The following is a 22,039-nucleotide window of genomic DNA, read 5'->3' as shown; positions in this document are numbered from 1 at the left end:
ACACGAGGGCCTCCTGAGGGACGAGCGGATACCTAGGCAGTTCCACTCCACCGCAGGAGGCCCTCCCGCGTCATCACTCAGATTGACGTGTCACAGCCACTCGACCAACGTCTCGGGTCAGTACAACTAGGTCCGGGCCGAGCGGAGCACGACGACGGTCGCGAAGCCGGGATCGCTCGCGCCGTGCAGGCGTGCTCCGCCCTCGACCACCTGCTGGAGGTAGGCGACTGCGTCGGCGGTGATCTCCTCACCGGGTAGGAGCGTCGGGACCCCCGGCGGGTATGCGGCGACCGCCTCGCAGGAGATGCGGCCGATGGCGTCGGCGATCGCGACCCGCTCCGACGCCCCCAGGAACGCGGCGCGCGGCGAGACCGACACCCCGTGACCGAAGATCCCCGTCCCCGCGGACAGGGGGCGCGTCGTCACCCCCGGCCGCGCCAGACGGGTGACCGCCTCCTCGATGTCGCCGGCCAGTCGCCGCAAGGCGGGTGCCGAGTCGCCGAGTCCCACCACCAGCACGATGGTCGCCTGCATCGGCAGCTCGACGTGGACGTCGTAGCTGCGGCGCAGTTCATCGGCGATCTCGTATCCGGTGCAACCGGTTCCGCGGACGTCGAGCACGATGCGCAGCGGATCGTAGGCATGCACCCCCATCCGCCCGACCAGTCGCTGGTCCACCAGGTCGACACCCGGGATCGTGCGCAGTTTGGCGTGGGCGAGTTCGATCGCCTCGAGCGTCTCGTGCAGCAGCTGCTCGCCGTGCATCGACAGTTGCCGTCGGGCGCTGTCGAGGGAGGCGATCAGCAGCGACGACGGGCTGGTGCTGCGCAGCAGGCGCAACACCCGGGCCAGTGCGTCGGCGTCGACACGCCCGGAGTTCCCGACGTGCAGCATGGCGCTCTGGGTCAACGAGCCGGCGATCTTGTGTGTGCTGGTGAGCATGGCGTCGGCTCCTGACGCCAGCGCTGGCGTCGGCAGAGCCGGGTGGAAGCCGAAGTGCGGCCCCCACGACTGATCGACGACGAGCGGGATGTCGCGGGCGTGCGCCACCTCGGCCAGTGCGGCGATGTCGGCGGTCATCCCGTAGTAGGTCGGCGACACCAGGAACACCGCCTGCGCGTCGGGGTCCGCGGCCAGCGCCGCGTCGAGTGACTCCGGCGTCACACAGTGGGCGATGCCCAGATCCTCGTCGTACTCCGGCGCGACGAACGTCGGGATCCCTCCGGAGAGCACCAGTCCGTCGACGATCGATCCATGCGAATTGCGTTGCGCGACCACATGGACGTCGGGTCCGGCCAGCGCGAGACACAGGGCGTGGTTGCCCTGGGTGGCCCCGTTGGTGAGGAAGAACGACCGGGCGGCGCCGAACGCATTGGCCGCCAGCGTCTCCGCTCGTTCGTACGCCGACGGCGACTGCCCGATGTCGATGCCGTGGATGTCCTGGGGGACGTCGGCCGCCAGAGCATCGACCCCGATCGCCTTTCGTAGCGCGGGATCTGCTCCGGGACCGCCCTTGTGGCCGGGGACGTGATAACGCGCCGGACCACGGAACGCGTATGCGACCACCGCGTCGAGATACGGCGCACTGTGCTGCGGTTCGGGAACCATGGCGGGATGGTATCCGTGCAACCGGACCAGCCGCGTGAAAGCGCAGCCGACCCGCGTTCGCGATCCTGGGTCACGGTGAACCCACGGGCGTGCCCCCCACGGTTTGACCGCTGCATCGACAGCCGTCAATATAGACAGATGTCGAAGCAACAGGCGCGCGGCGCCGACGGGTGCGACGGGCAGCTGGTCCGGGAGCCGCTGAGCGAGAGCGATTCCGCCGAGCTCGCGCGGATGTTCAAGGCCATCGGCGACCCCGTGCGGTTGCGGTTGGTGAGCCTCATCGCGAGCCATGACAACGGCGAGGCCTGCGTCTGCGACATCTCCGACACCTTCGACCTGTCGCAGCCGACGATCTCCCACCACCTCAGGGTGTTGCGCGACGCCGGACTCCTGGACTGCGAACGACGTGGCACCTGGGTCTACTACCGCGTGATACCCGTTGCGTGGGAGAAGCTGTCGGCCGCCGTCGACACCGTCGGCCGAGTCGCGGTGTCCGCGTGAGCACTGTCGAGGCCTCCCCCGCGATCGTCGCGAAACTCTCGGTTCTCGACCGCTTCCTCCCGGTGTGGATCGGCGTGGCGATGGTCGGCGGCATCCTCCTGGGCCGCGGCATTCCCGGCCTCGACGACGCCCTGTCGACCATCTCCGTCGACGGCGTCTCGCTGCCGATCGCGATCGGGTTGCTGATCATGATGTACCCGGTTCTGGCGAAGGTGCGCTACGACCGACTCGACTCGGTGACCGGCGACCGGAAACTGCTGCTCGGCTCGCTGGCCCTCAACTGGATCCTGGGTCCCGCGTTGATGTTCGCGCTCGCCTGGTTGTTCCTGCCCGACCTGCCCGAGTACCGCACCGGGCTGATCATCGTCGGTCTGGCGCGCTGCATCGCGATGGTCATCATCTGGAACGATCTCGCGTGCGGTGACCGCGAGGCCGCCGCGGTCCTGGTGGCGATCAACTCGGTGTTCCAGGTCGTGATGTTCGCGGTGCTCGGCTGGTTCTACCTGTCGGTGCTGCCCGGGTGGCTGGGCCTGGAGCAGACCACGATCTCGACCTCGGCCTGGCAGATCGCGAAATCGGTGCTGATCTTCCTCGGCATCCCCCTCGTTGCCGGCTACCTCTCGCGACGAATCGGCGAGAAGACCAAGGGGCGCGAGTGGTACGAGCGGGCGTTCATCCCGCGTATAGGTCCGTGGGCGCTGTACGGATTGCTGTTCACGATCGTGATCCTCTTCGCGCTCCAGGGCGATCAGATCACCTCACACCCAATCGATGTCGTGCGCATCGCGCTGCCGCTGCTGGTGTACTTCGCGGTCATGTGGGGCGGTGGATACGCGTTCGGTGCGGCCATCGGACTCGGTTACGAACGCACCACCACGTTGGCGTTCACCGCGGCCGGCAACAACTTCGAACTCGCCATCGCCGTTGCGATCGCCACGTACGGCGCTACGTCGGGTCAGGCGTTGGCCGGCGTCGTCGGTCCGTTGATCGAGGTGCCCGTGCTCGTCGGTCTGGTGTATCTGTCGCTGGCCCTGCGGAAACGGTTCCGTGCTGACGCGACGACAGCGGGATCGCAGCGATGAGCACGACGCCGAGTGTCCTGTTCGTGTGCGTGAAGAACGGCGGCAAGTCGCAGATGGCGGCCGGGCTCATGCGGAAGGTCGCCGGCGAGACCGTCGACGTCCACTCGGCGGGGACGAGACCCGGCTCGGTGGTCAATGCCCAGTCGGCCGAGGCACTGCTCGAGGTCGGTGTCGACATCTCGGCCGAGCGTCCGCGGGCCATCGACCCCGACCTGCTGGCGCGGATGGACGTCGTCGTCACCCTGGGCCGTGAAGCCACGGTCGATTCCGTGCCGGGGCCGGTGTTCGAGAACTGGGACACCGACGAACCGTCGACCCGCGGGATCGAGGGCATGGAGCGGATGCGGCTGATCCGCAACGACATCGCCGCGCGCGTGGACGACCTCGTTCGCCGTCTCGTCTAGCCCAGGGGCGACATCTCACGCTGCGTCGTCGATGACCATGTCTGGCCACGCGATGTCGAATCGCCGACCCACCACCGGAGTGGTGTCGGATGGGTTCCGATGTCGCTCGAGGAGTTCGTCGATGCGGTGTAGGTGGTTGGCGCGGAGCTTCTCGGGTGGGTCGGTGTTGCGTCGCCAGCCGTAGCGGCCCTTGTCGGGGCCCTCAGTGATCTTCTCCGTGATCCACTGATGCGGTTCGGATCCGACGGCCCGGTTGTGCCGTCCGCACGCCGGAGCCATGTGTGGCGCATCGGTGAGTCCACCGTCGGCCCAGTCCTGCTCTGCGTGGTGCATCTCGGTGTGCGCGAACGGTGTCGTGCAGTCATCCTTGCTGCAGCCCTTGTACTGCGAGAAGGCCATCAACCGCTGCGCTTGCGACGCGAGGCGCCGGCCGCGGCCGAAGAACAGTGGCTCGCTGGTGACATCGCTGAACACCGCGAGATGCGACTGTGCGTCGGAGGCCAGCTTGATCACGTCACTGATCGGGAGATCGCTACCGGCGGCAGTGCGCGCGACGCCGGCGTGCTCGCGCAGTTGGGCGTCGGTGATGGAGACGATGATCTGGGGCGGCAACCCACGATGTGAGCCGCCGAGGAGACCACCGTTCACCGCGGCGTCCAAGAGGGCCTTGAAGGCGTCGTGGTTGCGTTGGGACTGGCTGCGCCAATCCCGATCAGCGGCATCTTTGAGCAATTCCGGATCGGCGTCGCCGTGATCGCCTCTCGGGGATTGGTCGTCGTCAGGGTTGTTCATCCCGGGTGCGGCCCACTTCGCCAACACGACGTCGAACAGGGCGCGCGTGATCGGATCCAACGTCGCGGTCAGCTTCGACATCAACTGCGAGTCCTGGCACCCGACATTCAGTTTCCGGTTGCGTGCTCGATCGCGGTCGTCGGTGAGGGTTCCGTCCGGGTCAAGGTGCGCCAGGATCCGCACCCCGGCGGCGCCGATCTCTTTGGGCGTGAGTGTGGTTGCGAATTCGGCCAGGACTTCCTCGGCCCGCGCTCGCTGATCCGTGTCGACGGCTGACGGGATCTTCTTGATCGCGTCGAGTACCGCGTGGACGTGGTCGGGACCGATCGAACCGGCCGCGAGTTCGCGGGCGGTGTTCGGGCACGCCGGTGGCAGTTTCTCGCCGGTCATCGCGTGCATCGGTTCCAACGATCGGATTGCGTCGAGGCGTTTCTTGGGGTGGGTGATGCGCGATTCGGTGCGCAGGAACTCGGTGACCGTCACGGACCCGACTGTCTTGTGAGCATCCCGGTCGGAGACGTCGAGGATTCTGCGGTTGCCGATGGACTCCATGCGGCGGGCGATGCGTTCGTGGCGGATGGCGAGATCCGCGACGGTCTCGTCGGCGCATGAGTTGGATTCGGCGGCAGCAATTCTGTCCACAATCTGTTCCAGGGCAGCGTAATCCGACTCAGGATCATTCATCGCTGTCCCCCTCCCCAGGTGTGACTGTACATCTAGCCTAGCACATATGTTCGATGGGTGGGTGATTGATGTCAGTGAATAGTGTTGAGCGCTGGCATATTTCGGATCGACAGTCGTGGCGCACTGGCTGTGGCCTGGCTACGCCAGGCACTCTCCCGTCACCGACCGGCCTGCTTGATCAGCCGACGACAACGGAACTCGAGCAGGATGACCAGCTTCCCGAAGTGCTTGAAGGCGGGGTTGGTGGTCTGCTTGCGGTGGTAGCGGTACCAGATCTGGGCGATGATCACCGCGAGGCGGAACAGTCCGAAGACCTCGTAGAACGCCCACTCGCGGTCGGAGAGCGTGCGTCCGGTGCGTTCGCAGTAGTACGCGACCACCTCACGTCGCGTCATCATCCCGGGCAGATGCGTCGGCTGTCGCCGTGTCCCGCGGAACACCCGGCCGTCGTCGGCCTGCACCCAGTAGGCCAGTGCCCCACCGAGGTCCATGAGGGGATCGCCGATGGTCGCCATCTCCCAGTCGAGCAGACCGATCGGGTGGGTCGGATCGTCCGGGTCCAGCACGACGTTGTCGAGCCGGAAGTCGTTGTGGATGAGGCAACTCCCGCTGTCGGGGGGCTGGTTCTCGTCGAGCCACCGCATCACCGACTCGAAGGAACCGACATTCCACACCCGCGCCCGCCGGTAACGATCCGACCAGCCACTGACCTGCCGGCCGACATAACCGTCGCCGCGGTTCAGTCCGTCGAGACCGGCGGCCACCGGGTCGACCGAGTGCAGGTCGACGAGCAGGTCGATGACGTTGGTGCACAACGTACGAACCTCATCGGGATCCAGGTCGAGACCCAGTTCGCGGCGGGGGATGTGACCGACGAGTCGCTCCATCACGTAGAACTCCGACCCGATCACCGACAGGTCGTCGCACATCGCGACGGTCGTCGGGACGTGGGCGAACACCGGAGCCAGCTGCGTCTGGATGCGGTATTCGCGACCCATGTCGTGCGCATCCCTGGCCTTCTGGCCGGCCGGCGGACGACGCAGGATCAGGTCCTGATCGGGGTAGCGCAGCAGGTAGGTGAGGTTCGACGCGCCGCCGGAGAACTGCCGGACCTCGGGGGAGACGTCGAGACCTGAAGCATCACCGGCATTGTCGCGCAGCCAGGCCGCGACGGCGTCGGTGTCGAAGGCGTCCTCGTCGCGGACCGGGCGGGCGCCGGCGACCTCGCGGGAAGGCCCGTCGGTCACACCATTCTCCGCACCACCGACAGCGGCAGCACCTTCAAGGCCATCGACACCGGAAGCCACGGCCACGTCGGGACGTACGCCTTGTGGGCGCGCTTCTCGATGGCCGACACCATGGCCTTCACACCGGTCTCGGTGTCGACCATGAGCTTTGTCTTCTGCTCCACGTGGTCGTTCATCTCCGAGCGGATGTAGCCGGGGTAGATCACCGACACGTCGACGCCGCGAATGTTCTCCGACCGCACACCCTCGGCAAGGGCCGCGACACCCGCTTTGGTCGCGGCGTAGGTGGTCATCGCCTTGCGCATGCCACGCAGGGCCGACACCGACGAGATCATGACCAGATGTCCGTGTCCCTGCGCGCGGAACAGTTCGAGGGCGGCCTCGGTCTGGGAGAGTGCCCCCACGAAGTTGGTCATCGCGGTGCGTCGGTTCGCGTGCTGCTTGCCCGTCCCCAGTGCCGCGCCCGAACCCGATCCGGCGTTGACGATCACCCGGTCGATGCCGCCGAGACGCTCGGCCAGGTCATCGAACACGGTGAACACCGCCGCGTCATCGGTGACGTCCAGTGCGGCCAACTCGATCCGACGGCCGGGGTGGGCGGCGAGGATCTCCGCACGCAGCTCCTCGAGCCGGTCGGTGCGGCGCGCGCACAGCGCGAGATCGTGCCCGAGCGTGGCGAACTGGCGGGCCATCTCCGCGCCCAGCCCCGAACTGGCACCGGTGATGAGCGTGGTCATCGACGAGCTCACTGCTTGTTCTCCCCGTGGTCGGCAGCGGCGGGTGCCGATGCGGTGGCTCCGTGGATGCGTCGGGACATGCCCAGCATCTGGCGAGTGTAGAGCGGGCGGGCGAATCGCTTCGCGAAGAACGCTTTCCGGCCCGCGCGGTCGGTGAGGATCACCGGGCGTCGGGCGTCGACGCCGGCGATCACCGCGTCGGCCACCTCGTCGGCTCCGGTGTCGGAGCGATCGATGAGGCGGGCCGCGATCTGGTCGAGCATCCCGTCACTGCCCGCCAGCGACGACGACAGGTTGGTGCGGAAGAACGACGGGCACACCACCGAGGTGGTGATCCCCCACGGTTCCAGTTCGAACGACAGCGTCTCGCTGAGCGCCACCACCCCTGCCTTCACCACGTTGTACGAGGCCATCGCCGGCGGGTGCACGAGACCCGCCATCGACGCGATGTTGACGATCTGCCCTGCAGGCGAACCCTTCTGGGCTGCATCCCTGTGGGCCTGCTCCTTGAGCACGGGGACGAAGGTCTGGCACCCGCGGACCACGCCGAGCAGGTTGATGTCGATGATGCGGCGCCATTCCTCGAGGGTCACCACGTCGATCCGTCCGCCCGCGGCGATCCCGGCGTTGTTGACGACGATGTCGACACCACCCCAGGTGGCCATCACGTGGTCGCGGGCGTCGGCCCAGTCGTCGGCGTCGACGACGTCGAGACGCCGATAGGTGCTGCCCTGCGGACCCGAGTACTTCTCGGCGAGGTCGGTGACGAGAACCCGATCGCCGCGGGCGGCGAAGCGCTCCACCAGGGCTGCACCCAGCCCCGAGGCGCCGCCGGTCACGATGACGCGCCGGCTCATCGCTTCATCCCGTACGAACCCAGCTCGATGCGCGCGACCATGCCGAGGTGCACCTCGTCGGGACCGTCGGCGAGCCGTAGGGCACGGGCGTTCGTCCAGGCCGCGGCCAGCGGGAAATCGTCGGAGAGGCCTGCGCCGCCGTGCATCTGCATCGCGAAGTCGATGACCTCCTGCGCCATCCTCGGCGCGGCGACCTTGATCTGGGCGACCTCGCTCAATGCGTTGAACGGGCCGCCGGTGTCGAGTTTGTACGCGGCGTCGAGGATGAGCAGCCGGGTGGAGTTGATCGCGATGCGCGCCTGGGCGATCCGCTCGCGGTTGCCGCCGAGGTTCACGATCGGCTTGCCGAAGGCGAGCCGCTCGCTGCCACGACGACATGCCAGTTCCAGCGCCTTCTCGGCGAGTCCGACGACCCGCATCGCGTGGTGCACTCGACCGGGACCGAGGCGTCCCTGGGCGATCTCGAACGCCTGCCCCGGACCGGAGATGAAGTTCTCCCGCGGGACGCGGACGTCGGTGAAGGTGACCTCGCCGTGGCCGCCGGGCTCGTCGAAGAAGCCCATCGTGGGAAGCATCCGTGCCACCTCGACGCCCGGTGTGTTGCGCGGCACCAGCACCATCGAGTGCCGGTGGTGTCGATCGGCGTCGGGGGCGGTGAGGCCCATGACGATGAGGATCTCGCATTCCGGGCTGCCCACGCCGGTCGACCACCACTTGCGCCCGTTGAGGATGATGTCCTCGCCGTCGGCGACGGCGGTGAGTTCCATGGTCGTGGCGTCGCTGGAGGCGACATCGGGCTCGGTCATACAGAAGGCGCTGCGGATCCGGCCGTCGAGCAACGGGTCGAGCCACTCCTCGCGCTGGGCATCGGTGCCGTAACGCAGCAACACCTCCATGTTGCCGGTGTCGGGGGCGTTGCAGTTGAACACCTGCGGGGCGAGGAACGACCGACCCATGGCCTCGGCGACCGGCGCGTAGTCGATGTTGCTCAGCCCCACGCCGCCGTCGGTCCCGTACTTCGCCGCGTAGTGCATCTCGTGGCCGGCGGGCAGGAAGAGGTTCCACAATCCCTCGGCGCGCGCCTTCGTCTGCAGTTCGCCCATCAGGGGCAGGGGCTGCCACGGGTCGCCACCACCGTTGCGGAGACGGGCGATCTCCCGGTGATGATCGTGCTCCACGGGCTCTATGTGGGTCTCGATGAAGGAGCGGACACGATCGCGGAGATCGGTGGCCCGTGGTGAGTGGCTGAGGTCCATGGGTTGCACACTAGCGACTTGTTGAGCGATGCTCAATAGCGTGTCGACACCTTCACGGCGCCGGATGTCCCCCGAGGACCGCCGCCGTCAACTGCTCGGGCTCGGCCTCCGCATGCTCGTCGAACGACCGATCCACGAATTGTCGATCGACGCGGTCGCGGCCGAGGCCGGCATCTCTCGCGGACTGCTTTTCCACTACTTCCCCAGCAAGAGTGCCTACTACGACGCCGTCATCGAGGCCGCGACCCGTCGCGTTCTCCGCAACACCGCGCCCGACCCGGACGCCACCGCCGAGGAGGCGCCGACACAGTTCGTGCGACGGTTCCTGGAACAGATCCAGCGCCGCCGCGACTTCTACCTCGCGCTGGTCTACGGAACGGCCTCGGTGGCGCTCGGCGGGGACCGCGTGGTGAGCCTGCGCCTCACCTTCGCGCGGCAGATCGCCGAGTCGGTCGGCGCAACCGATACCGAGATCCCGCTGATCCACGCCTGGACGGCCTACGTGGAGGACCGGGCACTGCAGTGGTCGGATCCCGATCGCACCGACAGAGTCGTGATCGACGACGAGGTCGCCCACTGTGTCGCCGCGCTCACCGCCTTGCGAGGCATCGCCACTCAGGAGCGGGACGATTCCTCACGGGCGGGATGATCGGTCTCGACCAGTTGCCGGGCGAGCTCGGCGAGTTTGATGTTGCCGTCCTGGGACAGTCGGCGCAGCAGCTCGAACGCCTGCACGGCGTCGATGCCGAAGCGCTCCATGATCATGCCCTTGGCCTGGCCGATGATGTCGCGACTGGCCAGCGCACTGGTGAACTGGCTCTTGCGCTCCCGAGCCATCCACGCGTTGGCGACGTGGGCCGCGTACACCAGGCCGATCTCCTCCACGTCGGTGCCGAAGTTGCCGGGGGTGCGGGAGTACAGCGTGAGCGTCCCCAACTTCTCGTCGGCGGTGTAGAGCCGGAAAGACAGGATGGACCGGAACGGCACCGCGCTGCGCGCGTCGACGGCATACCCGGGCCAGCGGTCGTCCTCCCAGAGGTCGTCGATGCGGACCACGGCCTCGTCCCATGCAGCGGCCAGGCAGGGTCCCTCACCGTGCGCGGTCTGGATCTCGTTGTGCCGCGTCGCCAGCGGATCGGTGGAGAACTCCGTGGTCAGCGCGTTGCGGCCGTGCGTGATGGAGATGCTCGCGGCCTCGGCCCCCGGTACGTGGTCGATGGCCCCACCGACGACGTCGCCGAGAACCGCCTCCGCCGGCCGATCGTCCGCCGCGTGCAGACGCCGAGCGAGCTCGGCGATCGCCACGTGCACGTTCGTTGTCGTTTCCTCGCCCATCCCACATCCTCTGTCGATACAGCTCGCTGCAGCGAACTGTATCGACCGGTGCGGGTCAGGGGGTGGGCATCCCACCGTTGGACCGGGTGGGTCTCCCCGATCAACCCTTCTCGGCACCGGCCAATCCGTTGAGCACCTCGGTGAGCTGCTTCTCGGTGTCGACACCGACCTTCTCGAAGACCAGCTTCATCGCGGGGGCGCCGATCTTGGCGATCCCCTGCAGCTCGATCTCGTTGGTGTAGGTGACCTCACTGCCACTGCCGTCAGGGTGGACGGTGATGGTCTCGGTCGAGGTGGCGGTGTCGTTGGTACCGACCAGCACGATGGTGTCGTCGGTGAGAGTCGTCAGCTCGTACGTCAATTCGGTACTCACACCGGCGATCTTGGACTCGTTGTGCCAGTTCGACCCGACGCGGATCGGACCGTCGTCGTTGCGGGTGCAGGTCTGGGTGCCGGGATCCCACTCCGGCGCGTTGCCGAAGTCGGACAGGTACTCGACGACGCGGGCGGGCGGGGCGGTGACGGTAAAGGTGCGTGAGACCGTGGGCATGGTGCACTCCGATGAGAGGTGGGTCGGCGATCAGCCGATCGCCGGGAGCGGGCTGATTCGCTGAACCCACCGGTGGACCACCGTCCACAGTACGGACGCGGATCCTCGGCGTCAGTTGCCGCCGAGTTCGATGGTCGTCGTCATGTCCAGTAGAGAAGGTGCGCCTGGGGCAGCACCGCGTCGAGTTCGCGGGTGAACCAGGACTTCATCTCCGACATCGTCTCGCGGGGGTAGACGTATTTCGCGCCACCGAACTTCGTGCGCTTGACCGTTCGGAGGTCTTCGTCCATCTCCAGCTTCGTACCGGGGTACCAGCTCAGGAGGACGTCCTTGCTCGACGCGGTGAACCGGTGGGTGATGATCTCGGCGGTGAGGTCGAGGTCGTCCACGTCGCTGACAGCGTCTGCGACGTCGGCGAGCAGGCGGGCGTACTGCTCACGCCATCCGGGGATGGGCATGATCGGCGCGATCGTCAGTCCCACCCGATACCCGGCCTGCGCGAGCCGTCGGAGGGCGTCGATGCGCGCGGGCATCCGCGCCGTGCCGCCCTCGAATCGGTGCGCGATGTCGTCGGCGTTGACCGACAACCGCACTCGGGTGCGCCGACGGTGATCGAGCGCGACGAGGTCGGCGACGTCGTCGAACTTCGTGGTGAACCGCACCGACACGCCGTCGCCGTACTCCCCCGCCCCCACGCGCGTGATGGCCTCGGCCAGCGAGCCCGTCACGTGCTCGATCCCCAGGGGGTCGGTGTAGCAGGACAGTTCGAAGGTCGTGCCCTCGTGGCCGCGCTCGGCTGTGCCCGAGGTGATGCTGCCGCGACCGGCGTGCGTGCCGATGCCGGCGAGCACCTCGTCGAGGTTGGCGAAGACCCGAGTGACAGGCGGTCCGGAGAGCGAACCCGCCAGATAGCAGTACTGACAGTGCGCCGGACAGCCCTTCGCGAGGTCGATCCGCCAGTCGGCGCTCGGGGGGATGGGTTGGGGCCGAAGCACACTCGGCGGCGCGACGACCACGGCCAGGGTCTTCTTCGCGATCGCGTACGTCTCGCGTTCGGACTCACCGCGCAGGCCGGTCAGCCGGTCGCCGGACAACACGTCGATGTCGGACACACCCGCGGCCTCACACCGCCGGAGTATCTCGGCGGTGTGCGACAGTTCGGACGCCGAACGGGTCACGACGACACGCGACGGGGTCCAGATCCGGGTGGGGGTCACAAGCATCTCCCCTTCCGCAACGCCGGTCGGCGGTGGATCCTTCCTGGTAGGAAACGCCGACTGCCACGCCCATGACCGATTCGGGGGATATCGTCCTCGCGTGCAGAACACCCTCACCGGCTCGACACCGCGGTCTGAACTGCGACGAATGCCCCCTGTTGCCACCCTTGTGGCGACGACGGGCCTGATCGTCTGTCTGGTCGTCGGGGTGACCGTCGAGAGATCCACGCTGTGGGGGTTCGGACCGATCGTGCTCTACGGACTCCTCGCCGCACTGGGGATGCCGATCCTGCGGGCGACCGTCGTCTCGGTCGTCTCGGGACTGCTGATCCTCCTGCCCGGGGCTCGGATGGCGCTCGACATGGCCGGCGAGGCCGCCACCGATCAGGTGACGGTCATCGGTGTCGTGATCCTGCTCGGCGGGGCGCTCGCGGAGATCCTCCGCGCGACCGGCGCAGCGGCGAGCATCGTCGGCTCCGCCATGCGGTTCGCCGGCACCTCGAACACCACCGCCGTGGCGGCGGGGATCATGGTGACGTGCCTGCTCCTGGTGGGCGCGCTGGGGACGCTCGCCGGCGCACTCGCGGTCGCGGTGCCGGTGCTGCTGCCGATCGCGGCGCGGGCCGGGCTGACTCGCTCGGCCACCGCGTCGGCGATATTCATCGGCGGCTGTGCAGGTTTCGCGGTCGCTCCGTTCGCGTCGGGCAACATCGCGATCATGGGCGCGGCCGACATCGGCTATCTCCACTATCTGCTTCACGGCGGCGGCCCGCTCGCCGCGGTGTCCCTCGTCGTCGGGATGCTGGTGGTGCCGTGGATGCAGCGCCGTACCCGCGACCTCGACGACCACTACGCACCCGAGGAACTCGTGGCGACGGCCACCGACGACGACGCCCCGACCGACCGTCGCGCGCGCCGGGCCGCGGTCGCGTTCACCGTCACCCTCGGCGCTGTCCTCGTCGTCGCGACCCTCACCACGGCGGGCATCGTGTTGCCGATCATTGCGCTACCGCTCATGGCCGTGGCCACCGCTCTCGGGGGCGGCATGTCGCCGAAGGCGTTCGCCGCGAGTGCGTTCCGGGGTGCGTCCGCCCTCGCGTGGCTGTTCGTCCTGTTCTTTCTCCTCGCCGTGCTGTTCACCGCGATCGCCCGCATCAACCCGTTCTCGGTGGTGCTCGGCTCCTACGGCACCGACATCGCGCACCTGTCACCGTTCCTGCTCGCGATGACCGTCGCCCTCATCGGTTGGGTCGGCATCCCCGGCGCCTCGGCTGCGCAGGTCGTGTTGGTGGACAGGGTGTTCGGCGAGCTGGCCGCCGCAGCCGGGATCGGCGCGGGGGTCTGGGTGGTGGTGCTGCTCTTCTCGTCGAAGGCCGACACCTACGGCCCCCTCCCCAACGTGAACATGCTCGGGGTGATGGGACTGTGCCGGTCGGCGAACGTCCGGAACATCCTGATCACCGGCTGGGCGGTGCTCGTACCCGCCGTGATCCTCTACACCGCGATGATCTACCTCGGCACGAGTTAGCGACGCGGTTCCTGTGGCTCATCACTGACACGAGCCCGCGGTACACAGATCTGTTTACACGCGGCGATCGATGCGCTACCTTCGGCGGGTACACCGATCTGTTTACTCGAGGAGACCCGCCATGAACGGCCACGCATCCCAGAACAACCGCTCCGGATCACCGTCTGCGCCCAGCCCGGGATCATCGTGGCGCGTGGTCCCGACCCGCACGATCGCTGTCGACGACACCGAGTTCGCGTACCGCAGCTACGGGCGTCCCGGCGGCGTTCCGGTGGTGTTCCTGCATCACCTCGCCGCGAACCTGGACAACTGGGACCCGCGCGTCATCGACGGCATCGCCGCCGGCCACCACGTCATCGCGTTCGACAACCGCGGCGTCGGGGCATCCGGGGGAACCACTCCCGACACCATCGAGGCCATGGCGGCCGACGCGATCGCGTTCATCGACGCGATGGGACTCACCGAGGTCGATCTTCTGGGCTTCTCGATGGGCGGGTTCATCGCCCAGGTGATCGTCGCAGAGCGACCGGAACTGATCCGGCGGGTCATCCTCGCCGGGACCGGCCCCGCCGGGGGCGCGGGGATCGACAAGGTGACACGGGTGTCCTACAGCGACTCGATCACAGCCGTGCTGACGGGCAAGGACCCCAAGCAGAACCTGTTCTTCACCCGTACCGCGAACGGAAAGAGCCAGGCGAAGGCGTTCATCACGCGGCTGAAGGAACGCACCGAGAACCGGGACAAGGCCGTCACGGTGACGACCTTCCGCACCCAGCTGCGCGCGATTCACGCGTGGGGCACGCAGACGCCAGCCGACCTCGGCACCATCACGCACCCCGTTCTGGTGGCCAACGGCGACGACGACCGGATGGTGCCGACCAGCAACTCCCACGATCTCGCGCATCGCCTCCCCAACGCGACACTCCGGATCTATCCCGACGCGGGACACGGCGGGATCTTCCAGGAACACCGCCAGTTCGTGGCGACCGCGGTCGAGTTCCTCGACTCCTGACCGAGCAAGGCCGCCATCCCTCTTCGAACAGAAAGAAGTCATGACCAGAAAGCCACGCAGGCGCGGAACTCTCCCGGGCCTGCGACATCCGCATCATGGCTGACGGCGACCACGTGATCGGATTGTCGGAGGTGCTGCTCGCGCTCACACCGATCGCCGCCTGGCCTGTCACTCCAGGTCGAGGAGCATCTCCACCATCGCCCGCGCGCGCGCCCACGGCTCCACCGCATCGAGAGACGTCGACAGCGCGGCGGCGCCCTCGTAGACCAGGGCGATACGTCGGCCCAACAGATCGGCGTCGTCGACACCGAGATCACGACAGAGGTCGACGATCGCGGTCGCGAAGGCCTCCTTCTGTCGATGCACGAACTCCGCCACCTCGGGCATCACGGCCGCAGCCTCCACCGCCGCATTGTGAAACGGACATCCGCGCATGAGGCCCCCGTCGGCGACGGGGACCGTGAACAACGACATGATCTGCTCTCGGGGACCGGCCGTATCCGCTTCGCGCATCGCGAGGAACATGTCGAACATGCTGGTGAGATACTGCTCGACGAGATTGACCTTGCTCGGAAAGTATTTGTAGAGAGTCCTTTTCGACACACCCGCCCTCTCCGCGACCAGGTCGACGCCCGTGGCGTTGATCCCCTCTACGTAGAAGAGCCCCATCGCGGCGGCAAGGATCTTGTCGCGCACGCCCCACGAGGCACTGGGGACGGCGCCCGTTTCCGTTGCCGTAGAAGTCATGGTTCTCACCCGGTTCATTCGTGGTCTTCGCCAGTCTCACTCAAGGTACACCGACCTGTTTACGCGGTCGACCCGGTCGATAAACAGATCGGTGTACTTCGTCGCCTCCGTCATCTACAGTGAGCGAGTACACCGATCTGTTTACACCGGGGGTCACCCCCAGAAGAGGTCTTCACCATGACAAACCTGACCCATGCGGTCGTGCTCATCACCGGCGCCAACGGCGGCCTCGGCGAGCAGTTCGTGCACCAGGCCCTCGCACGCGGTGCGCGCAAGGTCTACGCGGCCGCGCGGACTCCGCGCGAATGGAGCGACGACCGCGTGGTCCCTCTGGCGCTGGATGTCACCGACGCCGCGTCGCGGACCGCTGCCGCTGAGGCCGCGTCCGACGTGTCCGTCCTGATCAACAACGCGGGAGTCACGCCGCCCACCGCCAGCTACGTCGAGCTCGACGAGACCGACCTGCGATCGACCATGGAGACCAACTTCTTCGCGCCGGTCCTGCTGGCCAAGGCCTTCGCGCCGATCCTGCGAGCTGCGGAGAACGCCGCCCTCGTCGACGTGCATTCGGTGGCCAGCTGGAGCGCGTTCGGCGGCGTCTACAGCGCCTCGAAGGCCGCGCTCTGGTCGGCGACCAACGCGCTACGCCTCGAACTCGCTCCCGATGGCGTCCACGTGGTCGGAGTGCACATGGGGTATGTCGACACGCCGATGGCGGCCGGCGCCCACGGGCCGAAACTGCGGCCCGAGGACCTCGTCGGCGCGGTGTACGACACCCTCGCCGAGGGTGGGTACGAGGTCATCGGCGATGACCTCACCACCTCTGTGAAATCCGCGTTGAGCGGCCCCATCGAATCGCTCTACACCGATCTCCCCACCCCCGCCGGAGCAACCTCATGACCACCTGGACCGACACCCCCACAGTGACCATCGACGTCCACGGCGTGCGCTTCGCCTACCGCGAACTCGGCCCGACCGGCGGAGTCCCGGTCGTGTTCCTCCACCACTTCACCGCCACCCTCGACGACTGGGATCCCCGCATCATCGACGGACTCGCCTCGGCACACCACGTGATCGCCTTCGACAACCGCGGTGTGGGCGGATCCGGCGGAAGAGTCCCCGCCACCATCGACCAGATGGCAGCCGATGCGATCGCGTTCATCCGCGCGCTCGGTCTCACACAGGTCGACCTGTTCGGGTTCTCACTCGGTGGCGGCGTGGCGCAGGTCGTGGCGCTGCAGGCCCCGGAACTCGTCCGGCGGATCGTGCTGACGGGTACCGGGCCGCGAGGCGGAGGCGGTATCGACAAGATGGCCGGCATCGTCGGTGGCGCCTACCTGAAGGCAGCGCTGAGTCGGAAGGACCCCAGGCACTTCTTGTTCTTCCCGCGGACCGCCGAGGGAAAGAAGGCGGCCGAGGCATATTTCGGCCGGCTCGCCGAGCGACGTGGCGATCGCGTCCGGACGATCTCCCTGCAGGCGCGGCTCGCACAGTTGCGAGCGATCGTGGCCGGCGGCCGGGCAACCCCCGACGATCTGTCGGTGATCACCCAACCCGCACTCGTCGCGAACGGAGACAACGATGTGATGGTCGCCAGTGAGCACTCGGTGGAACTCGCCGAGCGCATCCCCGACGCGCGAGTCATCATCTATCCCCGCTCCGGTCACGGCGGCATCTTCCAGTATCACGACGAATTCGTCCCCGAGGTGCTGGACTTCCTCGGCGACTCCGTCTCGAGCCACCTGACCACTTCTGCGCGAGAGGACCACGACCGGTGAAGGCGTTCGTGATCGACGAGTACAAGGGACCGGTCCACGCGGCCGAGATCCCCACGCCCACTGTGGGACCACACGACGTCCTGGTGAAAGTGGCTGCGGCGAGCGTCAACCCGCTCGACACGCTCATCCGCACCGGCGAGTTCAAGCAGCTGCTGAAGTACCGGATGCCCACGATCCTGGGACACGACGTCGCCGGAACCGTGACCGAGGTCGGCAGCGCCGTGACCGGCTTCGCCGTCGGCGACGAGATCTTCTCGCGCCCTCGCGATCTGCGGATCGGCACGTTCGCCGAACACATTGCGATCGATCACCGCGACGTCGCCCTGAAACCGTCGAACCTGTCGTTCGCCGAGGCAGCGGCAGTACCCCTCGTGGCTCTCGCGGCATGGCAGATGCTCGTCGACAAAGGTCGCGTCGGAACCGGGTCGAAGGTCTTGGTGCACGCCGGCGCGGGCGGCCTGGGGTCCACCGTCATCCAGCTCGCGAACTACCTCGGGGCGCGCGTTGCGACCACCGCCGGGACGAGTTCGGTCGATCTCGTCACGGCCCTGGGTGCCGACGATGTCGTCGACTACCGCAGGGACGACTTCGCCGAGGTGCTCTCCGGCTACGACCTGGCGATCGACGCCGTCGGCGGCGACAACCTCATGAGAACGCTGACCGTCCTGAAGCCGGGCGGACTCGCCCTCGGGGTGACCGGACCACCCGACGCGGGCTTCGCGAAACAGCTCGGTGCGCCCAAGCCGTTCGAGTTCGTGCTGTCGTTGCTCAGCAGGAAGGTACGGGCGGCCGCGAAGAAGCACGGCGTCACCTACGCGTTCTTCTACATGCACGCCGACGGGGCCACGCTCGCGACACTGGCCGCCCTCTACGAGGCGGGACATCTGCGCCCGGTGGTGGACACGACCTTCTCCTTCGACGACACCGTCGACGCGATCGCCTATGTCGACGCCGGCCGAGCGCGCGGCGGCAAGGTCGTGATCACGCACGAGTGATGCGGGCGCTCGCCACTTCGGCCACCTGACGGCGCGCTGTGGGATCATCGCCCGAGCGACGCTGACGGGTGGGGGTGCAGGTGGACGAGACCGGTTCCGACGCCGACATCCTGCGGCGGGTCATCGACAACGTCCCCGCGTTGATCGGGTACTGGGACGCGGACCTACGCAACCTCGCTGCGAACCAGGCCTACGTCGACTACTTCGGCCTGACCCCCGAGAAGGCCCGCGGGATGCACATCCGTGACGCCCTGGGGCCCGAGGTGTACGAGCTCAACCGGCTGTACATCGAGGCCGCACTCGCCGGCACACCGCAGCAGTTCGACCGGACGCTGATCGACGTGCACGGTACGGTGCGGCACACCCAGGCCACCTACGTTCCCGAGATCGTCGACGGCCGGGTGCGGGGCTTCTTCGTACACGTCGCGGAGGTCTCGCGGCGAGTGGAAGCCGAACGCGAGCGCGACGAGGCCATCTCGCTATTCGAGACGTCGATGCACCACGCCGCGATCGGCCAGGCGGTGGTCGGCACCGACGGTCGATGGCTACAGGTGAACCAGGCCCTCTGCGAACTCACCGGGTACACCGCAGAAGAACTGCAGGAGCTGTCGTTTCGCGACATCACCCATCCCGACGACGTGGCGGCCGCCGATCGTCACCTGGCCCAGTTGCTCGACGGCAGCCGAACCCACATCCAGTCCGAGAAGCGCTATCTCCGCAAGGACGGCAGCGTGGTGTGGGTACAACGCAACGCCGTCGTCGTGCGCGGCACCGGCACCGACGGCATCATCATCGCGCAGATACAGGACATCACCCGCCGTAAAGTGGCGGAGAACGAACTCGCGCGGCTCGCCGTCACCGACGCACTGACGGACCTGGGTAACCGACACCTGCTCATGACCGAGATCGACAGCCACACAACCGGTCCGCTCGGCCTGCTGTTCCTCGATCTCGACGGGTTCAAGCGTGTCAACGACACCCACGGACACGGCGCCGGCGACGAACTCCTCGTCGCGGTGGCGCGGCGTATCGCCGACGGCATCGACCCCGCAGATCTGGCGTGTCGGATCGGCGGCGACGAGTTCGTGGTGCTGGTTCGGTCGGCGACTTCGAACGACGACATCGAGCGGTATCGATCGTCACTCAAAGCCGCAGTCACCGGTGTCTATCGCCTTCCCTCCGTGCCGGGCCCCATCACCGTCACGGCGTCGGTCGGGTCGAGTTGGTCGGCCGACGGCGACCACAGCGCCCTGTTGCGCGCGGCGGACAAGCACATGTACGCCGACAAATCCGGCGCTTCGTAGGTTCGTTCTCAGCGTCCTCTCAACGGGGCGTCGCTACCGTCGCCGCTCATGGACAGCGTCAACGGGTTACCCCTACATCCGCTCGTCGTGCACATCGTCGTGGTGATGGTCCCCTTGGCCGCGGTGTTCGCCGTCCTCGGCGTCGTGTGGCCTGCGGCCCGACGCAAGCTCGGCATCGTCACACCGATCGTCGCGGCGATCGCGCTGGCCGCGACGCCCATCGCGACCAGCGCGGGCGAGTCGTTGGAGAAGAAGACCCCGCCGAGCGCGGTGTTGGAGCGGCACACCGAACTCGGCGACCAGATGATTTACTTCGCGGCCCCACTGTTCGTGCTCGCCGTGCTCTGGTGGGTCCAGACCAGTGCATGGTTCCGCGAGAACGACTGGGTCGCCGGTCGCGTTCCGGCCCTCACGCGGGGGCGCTCGCAGACCGTCATCACCGGAATACTTGCCGTCCTCCTCGTGGTGGTCGCCGTCGGCGCGGTCGTCTGGGTGTACCGCATCGGCGACGCCGGTGCCCGTTCGGTGTGGGGCGGCTGAGCGAGGCGCACCGCGAGATCACGGCCGTCTGATCGACCGGTCGCGGTCTCGCCGATTCGGTGTCGGCAGACGTGCGGGCTTTGTTATCTTTGGCCCCCGCTACGAGTACGCGCCACCGAGAACCCGGACCGCCGTGACCCCTGGAACCACCGACGATCGCGTTCCGGACCTGTCCGACCTCATCGCGGGAACGGCCACGGGCAGGGTGCTGCGCCGGAGTGTGGGATTCGGATCGGCCAACTTCGGGATCATCGCGGCGTGGGTCGCGCTGGACACCTCCATCGGACCGACCTCGACACCGCTTCGCGTGCTCGTGGGACTGTCCGCGGTGTTGGCCGTCGCGACCGGAGTGCTGTGGGCCGCGACCGACCGCATGCTGAACCGACTGCCCTGCACGCTGTTCGGCGTCTTCGCGGAGATCGGCACGGCACTGGTCGTGCTCGCCATCCCCGATCCCCGCAACGGTCTGGTGGGCTGCGCACTGCTCGCGGTCCTGGGCGCACAGTTCACGCTGCTGATGGCGAGCAGGTGGCTTTTCCTCCACCTGGCTGCGTACGTTCTCGCGGTCTCCATCCTCACGCCGTGGGGTGCACGGATCGTGTGGACCCGATTGCTGGTCTACGCCGCACGGTCACGCATCGACCCGCTCACGGGGCTGCTGAACCGGGCCGGCCTCGATCACGCGCATCAGCGCCTGCTCGAACAGGCCCGATCCGGCGGCATCGATCCACAGGTGCTCGCGGTCCTCGACATCGACGACTTCAAGTCGGTCAACGACAGTCACTGCCACGTGGTGGGCGACCGGGTGATCCGCGAGGTCGCCATGACACTGCGGCGATTCGCCACGTCGGGACGAGGAGTGGTGGCGCGCACGGGCGGCGAGGAGTTCACGCTGATGATGCCCGCCTCTCGCGGTACGCCGCTCACCGACGTGGGCGGTCGACTTCCGCTGACCACGGTCGGACGCGACGGGCCGTCGGTCACGCTGAGTGCGGGGGTCGTCCCGCTCGAATTCCGGGGCGCCGACAGGTTCGCACTCGCCCATGCCCTCACCGAGGCCGACCGCTTGATGTACGACGCGAAACGCCGCGGTGGCATGCGCGCCGCCGTCCACAGCGCCCGGTGATGACGGTCAGGTGATCGCGTAGGTCCCCGAGGCGCCGGGCCCCTCGCTGTTCCACCACCGCAGGGCGATGGCCGCCGACGTCTCGGCGCGCGCCCGCTCGTCGCCCATGCCCACGAACTGGTGGACCGCCATCGGGGCGAGCACCTCGAAAACCGGGTTGGCGAAGCGGGCGAAGTGCCCGGCACCCTCGAGCGTCACGAACCCGTGGACGAAGCTCCACAGTTCGGCGGCGACCTGGTGGCCGTCGGTGACCGAGATGCGGCCGGTCTCGACCAGCCGGTGGCATGCCCCGGCGAGGACGTCGTAGGCGGTCGCGAACCGCTCGGCGACCATGTTCTCGGCCGCGGGCGTCACTGATCGGTACGTCCCGCGCGTGGAGAGCCCGAACATCATGTCGTAGAGATGCGGGTTGCGCTGTGCGAGATGTCGATTCGAGAGAGCGATGCCGAAGAGCTGCGCACCGGGATCGTCGTCGCACCGCACCGCGTCCTCCATCGCCGCGGTGAGTGCCCGATACCCCTCGGCGACAACGGCGTTCAACAGCTCGGCGACGCCGCCGAAGTGGTGGTAGACGGTGATCGTCGACAGGCCGGCGGCCTCGGTGATCCGACGCACCTTGATCTCTGATGGACCCACCTGGGCCAGCAGCTCGATCGTCGCGGCGACCAGTCGCTCGGGGACGGTTTGCGGCCGGGCGTCGGTCGCGGCGTCGGGCTGTTCGGTCACAAAACAATGATGA

The 22,039-nt window shown here is 67.6% G+C and carries 23 protein-coding genes; 12 read left to right on the top strand and 11 right to left on the bottom strand.

Annotation, left to right across the window (positions count from 1 at the left end):
* Positions 1 to 126: 126 nt before the first annotated feature.
* Positions 127 to 1,608, bottom strand: coding sequence for an aminotransferase class I/II-fold pyridoxal phosphate-dependent enzyme (locus tag TU34_RS17840; protein WP_045824257.1), 1,482 nt, complete (start codon positions 1,606 to 1,608; stop codon positions 127 to 129).
* A 138-nt stretch (positions 1,609 to 1,746) separates the two neighbouring features.
* On the opposite strand from TU34_RS17840, the gene TU34_RS17835 reads away from it, so the two are divergent.
* From TU34_RS17835 to TU34_RS17825, 3 genes are read left to right on the top strand one after another with little or no spacing between them, the layout of a single operon-like run.
* Positions 1,747 to 2,109, top strand: a complete 363-nt coding sequence (locus TU34_RS17835) for an ArsR/SmtB family transcription factor (RefSeq protein WP_045824256.1) — start codon at positions 1,747 to 1,749, stop codon at positions 2,107 to 2,109.
* On the top strand, positions 2,106 to 3,191 hold the full coding sequence (arsB, locus tag TU34_RS17830; RefSeq protein ID WP_045824255.1) for an ACR3 family arsenite efflux transporter: 1,086 nt from the start codon (positions 2,106 to 2,108) through the stop codon (positions 3,189 to 3,191). Before TU34_RS17835 ends, arsB begins: the two co-directional genes overlap by 4 nt.
* Positions 3,188 to 3,595 (top strand): arsenate-mycothiol transferase ArsC, encoded by a 408-nt coding sequence (locus TU34_RS17825; RefSeq protein WP_045824254.1) that lies wholly within the window; start codon positions 3,188 to 3,190, stop codon positions 3,593 to 3,595. The genes arsB and TU34_RS17825 overlap by 4 nt, the downstream gene beginning before the upstream one ends.
* A 15-nt stretch (positions 3,596 to 3,610) precedes the next feature.
* Here the strand turns inward: TU34_RS17825 and TU34_RS17820 are convergent, their stop codons facing one another.
* The 5 genes from TU34_RS17820 to TU34_RS17800 all read right to left on the bottom strand — a co-directional run bounded on the left by TU34_RS17820 (position 3,611) and on the right by TU34_RS17800 (position 9,168).
* On the bottom strand, positions 3,611 to 5,071 hold the full coding sequence (locus tag TU34_RS17820; RefSeq protein WP_082080406.1) for an HNH endonuclease signature motif containing protein: 1,461 nt from the start codon (positions 5,069 to 5,071) through the stop codon (positions 3,611 to 3,613).
* Positions 5,072 to 5,229: 158 nt separating this feature from the next.
* Positions 5,230 to 6,318 (bottom strand): phosphotransferase family protein, encoded by a 1,089-nt coding sequence (locus TU34_RS17815; protein WP_045824252.1) that lies wholly within the window; start codon positions 6,316 to 6,318, stop codon positions 5,230 to 5,232.
* A complete protein-coding gene (locus tag TU34_RS17810) occupies positions 6,315 to 7,055 on the bottom strand; it encodes an SDR family oxidoreductase (RefSeq protein ID WP_045824263.1) in 741 nt (246 codons plus the stop codon). Before TU34_RS17810 ends, TU34_RS17815 begins: the two co-directional genes overlap by 4 nt.
* A gap of 8 nt (positions 7,056 to 7,063) precedes the next feature.
* A complete protein-coding gene (locus tag TU34_RS17805; RefSeq protein ID WP_045824251.1) occupies positions 7,064 to 7,912 on the bottom strand; it encodes an SDR family NAD(P)-dependent oxidoreductase in 849 nt (282 codons plus the stop codon).
* Positions 7,909 to 9,168, bottom strand: a complete 1,260-nt coding sequence (locus TU34_RS17800) for an acyl-CoA dehydrogenase family protein (protein ID WP_045824250.1) — start codon at positions 9,166 to 9,168, stop codon at positions 7,909 to 7,911. The genes TU34_RS17805 and TU34_RS17800 overlap by 4 nt, the downstream gene beginning before the upstream one ends.
* Before the next feature lie 40 nt (positions 9,169 to 9,208).
* Between TU34_RS17800 and TU34_RS17795 the strand changes: the two genes are divergently transcribed.
* Entirely contained in the window at positions 9,209 to 9,817 is a 609-nt protein-coding gene (locus TU34_RS17795) for a TetR/AcrR family transcriptional regulator (RefSeq protein ID WP_203225489.1), read from the top strand.
* On the opposite strand, the gene TU34_RS17790 is transcribed toward TU34_RS17795, so the two are convergent.
* The 3 genes from TU34_RS17790 to TU34_RS17780 form a co-directional block, all read right to left on the bottom strand.
* Complete coding sequence (locus TU34_RS17790) at positions 9,784 to 10,503, bottom strand: GAF and ANTAR domain-containing protein (protein WP_045824248.1); 720 nt, start codon at positions 10,501 to 10,503, stop codon at positions 9,784 to 9,786. The genes TU34_RS17795 and TU34_RS17790 overlap by 34 nt on opposite strands.
* 100 nt (positions 10,504 to 10,603) lie before the next feature.
* Complete coding sequence (locus tag TU34_RS17785; RefSeq protein WP_045824247.1) at positions 10,604 to 11,053, bottom strand: SRPBCC family protein; 450 nt, start codon at positions 11,051 to 11,053, stop codon at positions 10,604 to 10,606.
* A gap of 140 nt (positions 11,054 to 11,193) precedes the next feature.
* Positions 11,194 to 12,270 carry a spore photoproduct lyase family protein gene (locus TU34_RS17780; protein WP_203225488.1) on the bottom strand — a complete coding sequence of 359 codons (1,077 nt, stop codon included), beginning with the start codon at positions 12,268 to 12,270 and terminating at the stop codon, positions 11,194 to 11,196.
* A 100-nt stretch (positions 12,271 to 12,370) separates the two neighbouring features.
* On the opposite strand from TU34_RS17780, the gene TU34_RS17775 reads away from it, so the two are divergent.
* Positions 12,371 to 13,798 carry a Na+/H+ antiporter NhaC family protein gene (locus TU34_RS17775; RefSeq protein ID WP_238981371.1) on the top strand — a complete coding sequence of 476 codons (1,428 nt, stop codon included), beginning with the start codon at positions 12,371 to 12,373 and terminating at the stop codon, positions 13,796 to 13,798.
* A gap of 121 nt (positions 13,799 to 13,919) precedes the next feature.
* Entirely contained in the window at positions 13,920 to 14,810 is an 891-nt protein-coding gene (locus TU34_RS17770; RefSeq protein ID WP_045824245.1) for an alpha/beta fold hydrolase, read from the top strand.
* A gap of 168 nt (positions 14,811 to 14,978) precedes the next feature.
* Here the strand turns inward: TU34_RS17770 and TU34_RS17765 are convergent, their stop codons facing one another.
* Positions 14,979 to 15,557 carry a TetR/AcrR family transcriptional regulator gene (locus tag TU34_RS17765; protein WP_045824261.1) on the bottom strand — a complete coding sequence of 193 codons (579 nt, stop codon included), beginning with the start codon at positions 15,555 to 15,557 and terminating at the stop codon, positions 14,979 to 14,981.
* Positions 15,558 to 15,734: 177 nt separating this feature from the next.
* On the opposite strand from TU34_RS17765, the gene TU34_RS17760 reads away from it, so the two are divergent.
* From TU34_RS17760 to TU34_RS17735, 6 genes are all read left to right on the top strand, one after another.
* Complete coding sequence (locus TU34_RS17760; RefSeq protein WP_045824244.1) at positions 15,735 to 16,457, top strand: SDR family oxidoreductase; 723 nt, start codon at positions 15,735 to 15,737, stop codon at positions 16,455 to 16,457.
* Positions 16,454 to 17,335, top strand: coding sequence for an alpha/beta fold hydrolase (locus tag TU34_RS17755; protein WP_045824243.1), 882 nt, complete (start codon positions 16,454 to 16,456; stop codon positions 17,333 to 17,335). The genes TU34_RS17760 and TU34_RS17755 overlap by 4 nt, the downstream gene beginning before the upstream one ends.
* The gene (locus TU34_RS17750) at positions 17,332 to 18,330 is read left to right on the top strand and encodes an NADP-dependent oxidoreductase (protein ID WP_045824242.1); all 999 of its coding nucleotides are present in this window, start codon (positions 17,332 to 17,334) and stop codon (positions 18,328 to 18,330) included. Before TU34_RS17755 ends, TU34_RS17750 begins: the two co-directional genes overlap by 4 nt.
* Before the next feature lie 80 nt (positions 18,331 to 18,410).
* On the top strand, positions 18,411 to 19,634 hold the full coding sequence (locus TU34_RS17745) for a sensor domain-containing diguanylate cyclase (RefSeq protein WP_160298548.1): 1,224 nt from the start codon (positions 18,411 to 18,413) through the stop codon (positions 19,632 to 19,634).
* Positions 19,635 to 19,682: 48 nt separating this feature from the next.
* Positions 19,683 to 20,174, top strand: a complete 492-nt coding sequence (locus tag TU34_RS17740) for a DUF2231 domain-containing protein (RefSeq protein WP_045824240.1) — start codon at positions 19,683 to 19,685, stop codon at positions 20,172 to 20,174.
* Between the two features lie 133 nt (positions 20,175 to 20,307).
* Entirely contained in the window at positions 20,308 to 21,300 is a 993-nt protein-coding gene (locus TU34_RS17735; RefSeq protein ID WP_045824239.1) for a GGDEF domain-containing protein, read from the top strand.
* Positions 21,301 to 21,306: 6 nt separating this feature from the next.
* On the opposite strand, the gene TU34_RS17730 is transcribed toward TU34_RS17735, so the two are convergent.
* Positions 21,307 to 22,026: a TetR/AcrR family transcriptional regulator gene (locus tag TU34_RS17730; RefSeq protein WP_045824238.1), complete on the bottom strand. Its 720-nt coding sequence runs from the start codon at positions 22,024 to 22,026 to the stop codon at positions 21,307 to 21,309.
* Positions 22,027 to 22,039: the final 13 nt, after the last annotated feature.

This window comes from Williamsia herbipolensis, from assembly GCF_000964005.1.
Lineage (GTDB): Bacteria > Actinomycetota > Actinomycetes > Mycobacteriales > Mycobacteriaceae > Williamsia_A > Williamsia_A herbipolensis.
The sequence above is the reverse complement of the archived record's forward strand: the minus strand, read 5'-3'. Positions and strand labels throughout refer to the sequence as shown.

Excerpts from the sequence above, each read along its gene's own strand:
- TU34_RS17840 (WP_045824257.1), bottom strand. The coding sequence starts at position 1,608 with ATGGTTCCCGAACCGCAGCACAGTGCGCCGTATCTCGACGCGGTGGTC.
- TU34_RS17835 (WP_045824256.1), top strand. The coding sequence starts at position 1,747 with ATGTCGAAGCAACAGGCGCGCGGCGCCGACGGGTGCGACGGGCAGCTG.
- TU34_RS17825 (WP_045824254.1), top strand. The coding sequence starts at position 3,188 with ATGAGCACGACGCCGAGTGTCCTGTTCGTGTGCGTGAAGAACGGCGGC.
- TU34_RS17820 (WP_082080406.1), bottom strand. The coding sequence starts at position 5,071 with ATGAATGATCCTGAGTCGGATTACGCTGCCCTGGAACAGATTGTGGAC.
- TU34_RS17810 (WP_045824263.1), bottom strand. The coding sequence starts at position 7,055 with ATGACCACGCTCATCACCGGTGCCAGTTCGGGGCTGGGCGCGGAGATG.
- TU34_RS17805 (WP_045824251.1), bottom strand. The coding sequence starts at position 7,912 with ATGAGCCGGCGCGTCATCGTGACCGGCGGCGCCTCGGGGCTGGGTGCA.
- TU34_RS17800 (WP_045824250.1), bottom strand. The coding sequence starts at position 9,168 with ATGGACCTCAGCCACTCACCACGGGCCACCGATCTCCGCGATCGTGTC.
- TU34_RS17790 (WP_045824248.1), bottom strand. The coding sequence starts at position 10,503 with ATGGGCGAGGAAACGACAACGAACGTGCACGTGGCGATCGCCGAGCTC.
- TU34_RS17785 (WP_045824247.1), bottom strand. The coding sequence starts at position 11,053 with ATGCCCACGGTCTCACGCACCTTTACCGTCACCGCCCCGCCCGCCCGC.
- TU34_RS17770 (WP_045824245.1), top strand. The coding sequence starts at position 13,920 with ATGAACGGCCACGCATCCCAGAACAACCGCTCCGGATCACCGTCTGCG.
- TU34_RS17765 (WP_045824261.1), bottom strand. The coding sequence starts at position 15,557 with ATGACTTCTACGGCAACGGAAACGGGCGCCGTCCCCAGTGCCTCGTGG.
- TU34_RS17760 (WP_045824244.1), top strand. The coding sequence starts at position 15,735 with ATGACAAACCTGACCCATGCGGTCGTGCTCATCACCGGCGCCAACGGC.
- TU34_RS17755 (WP_045824243.1), top strand. The coding sequence starts at position 16,454 with ATGACCACCTGGACCGACACCCCCACAGTGACCATCGACGTCCACGGC.
- TU34_RS17740 (WP_045824240.1), top strand. The coding sequence starts at position 19,683 with ATGGACAGCGTCAACGGGTTACCCCTACATCCGCTCGTCGTGCACATC.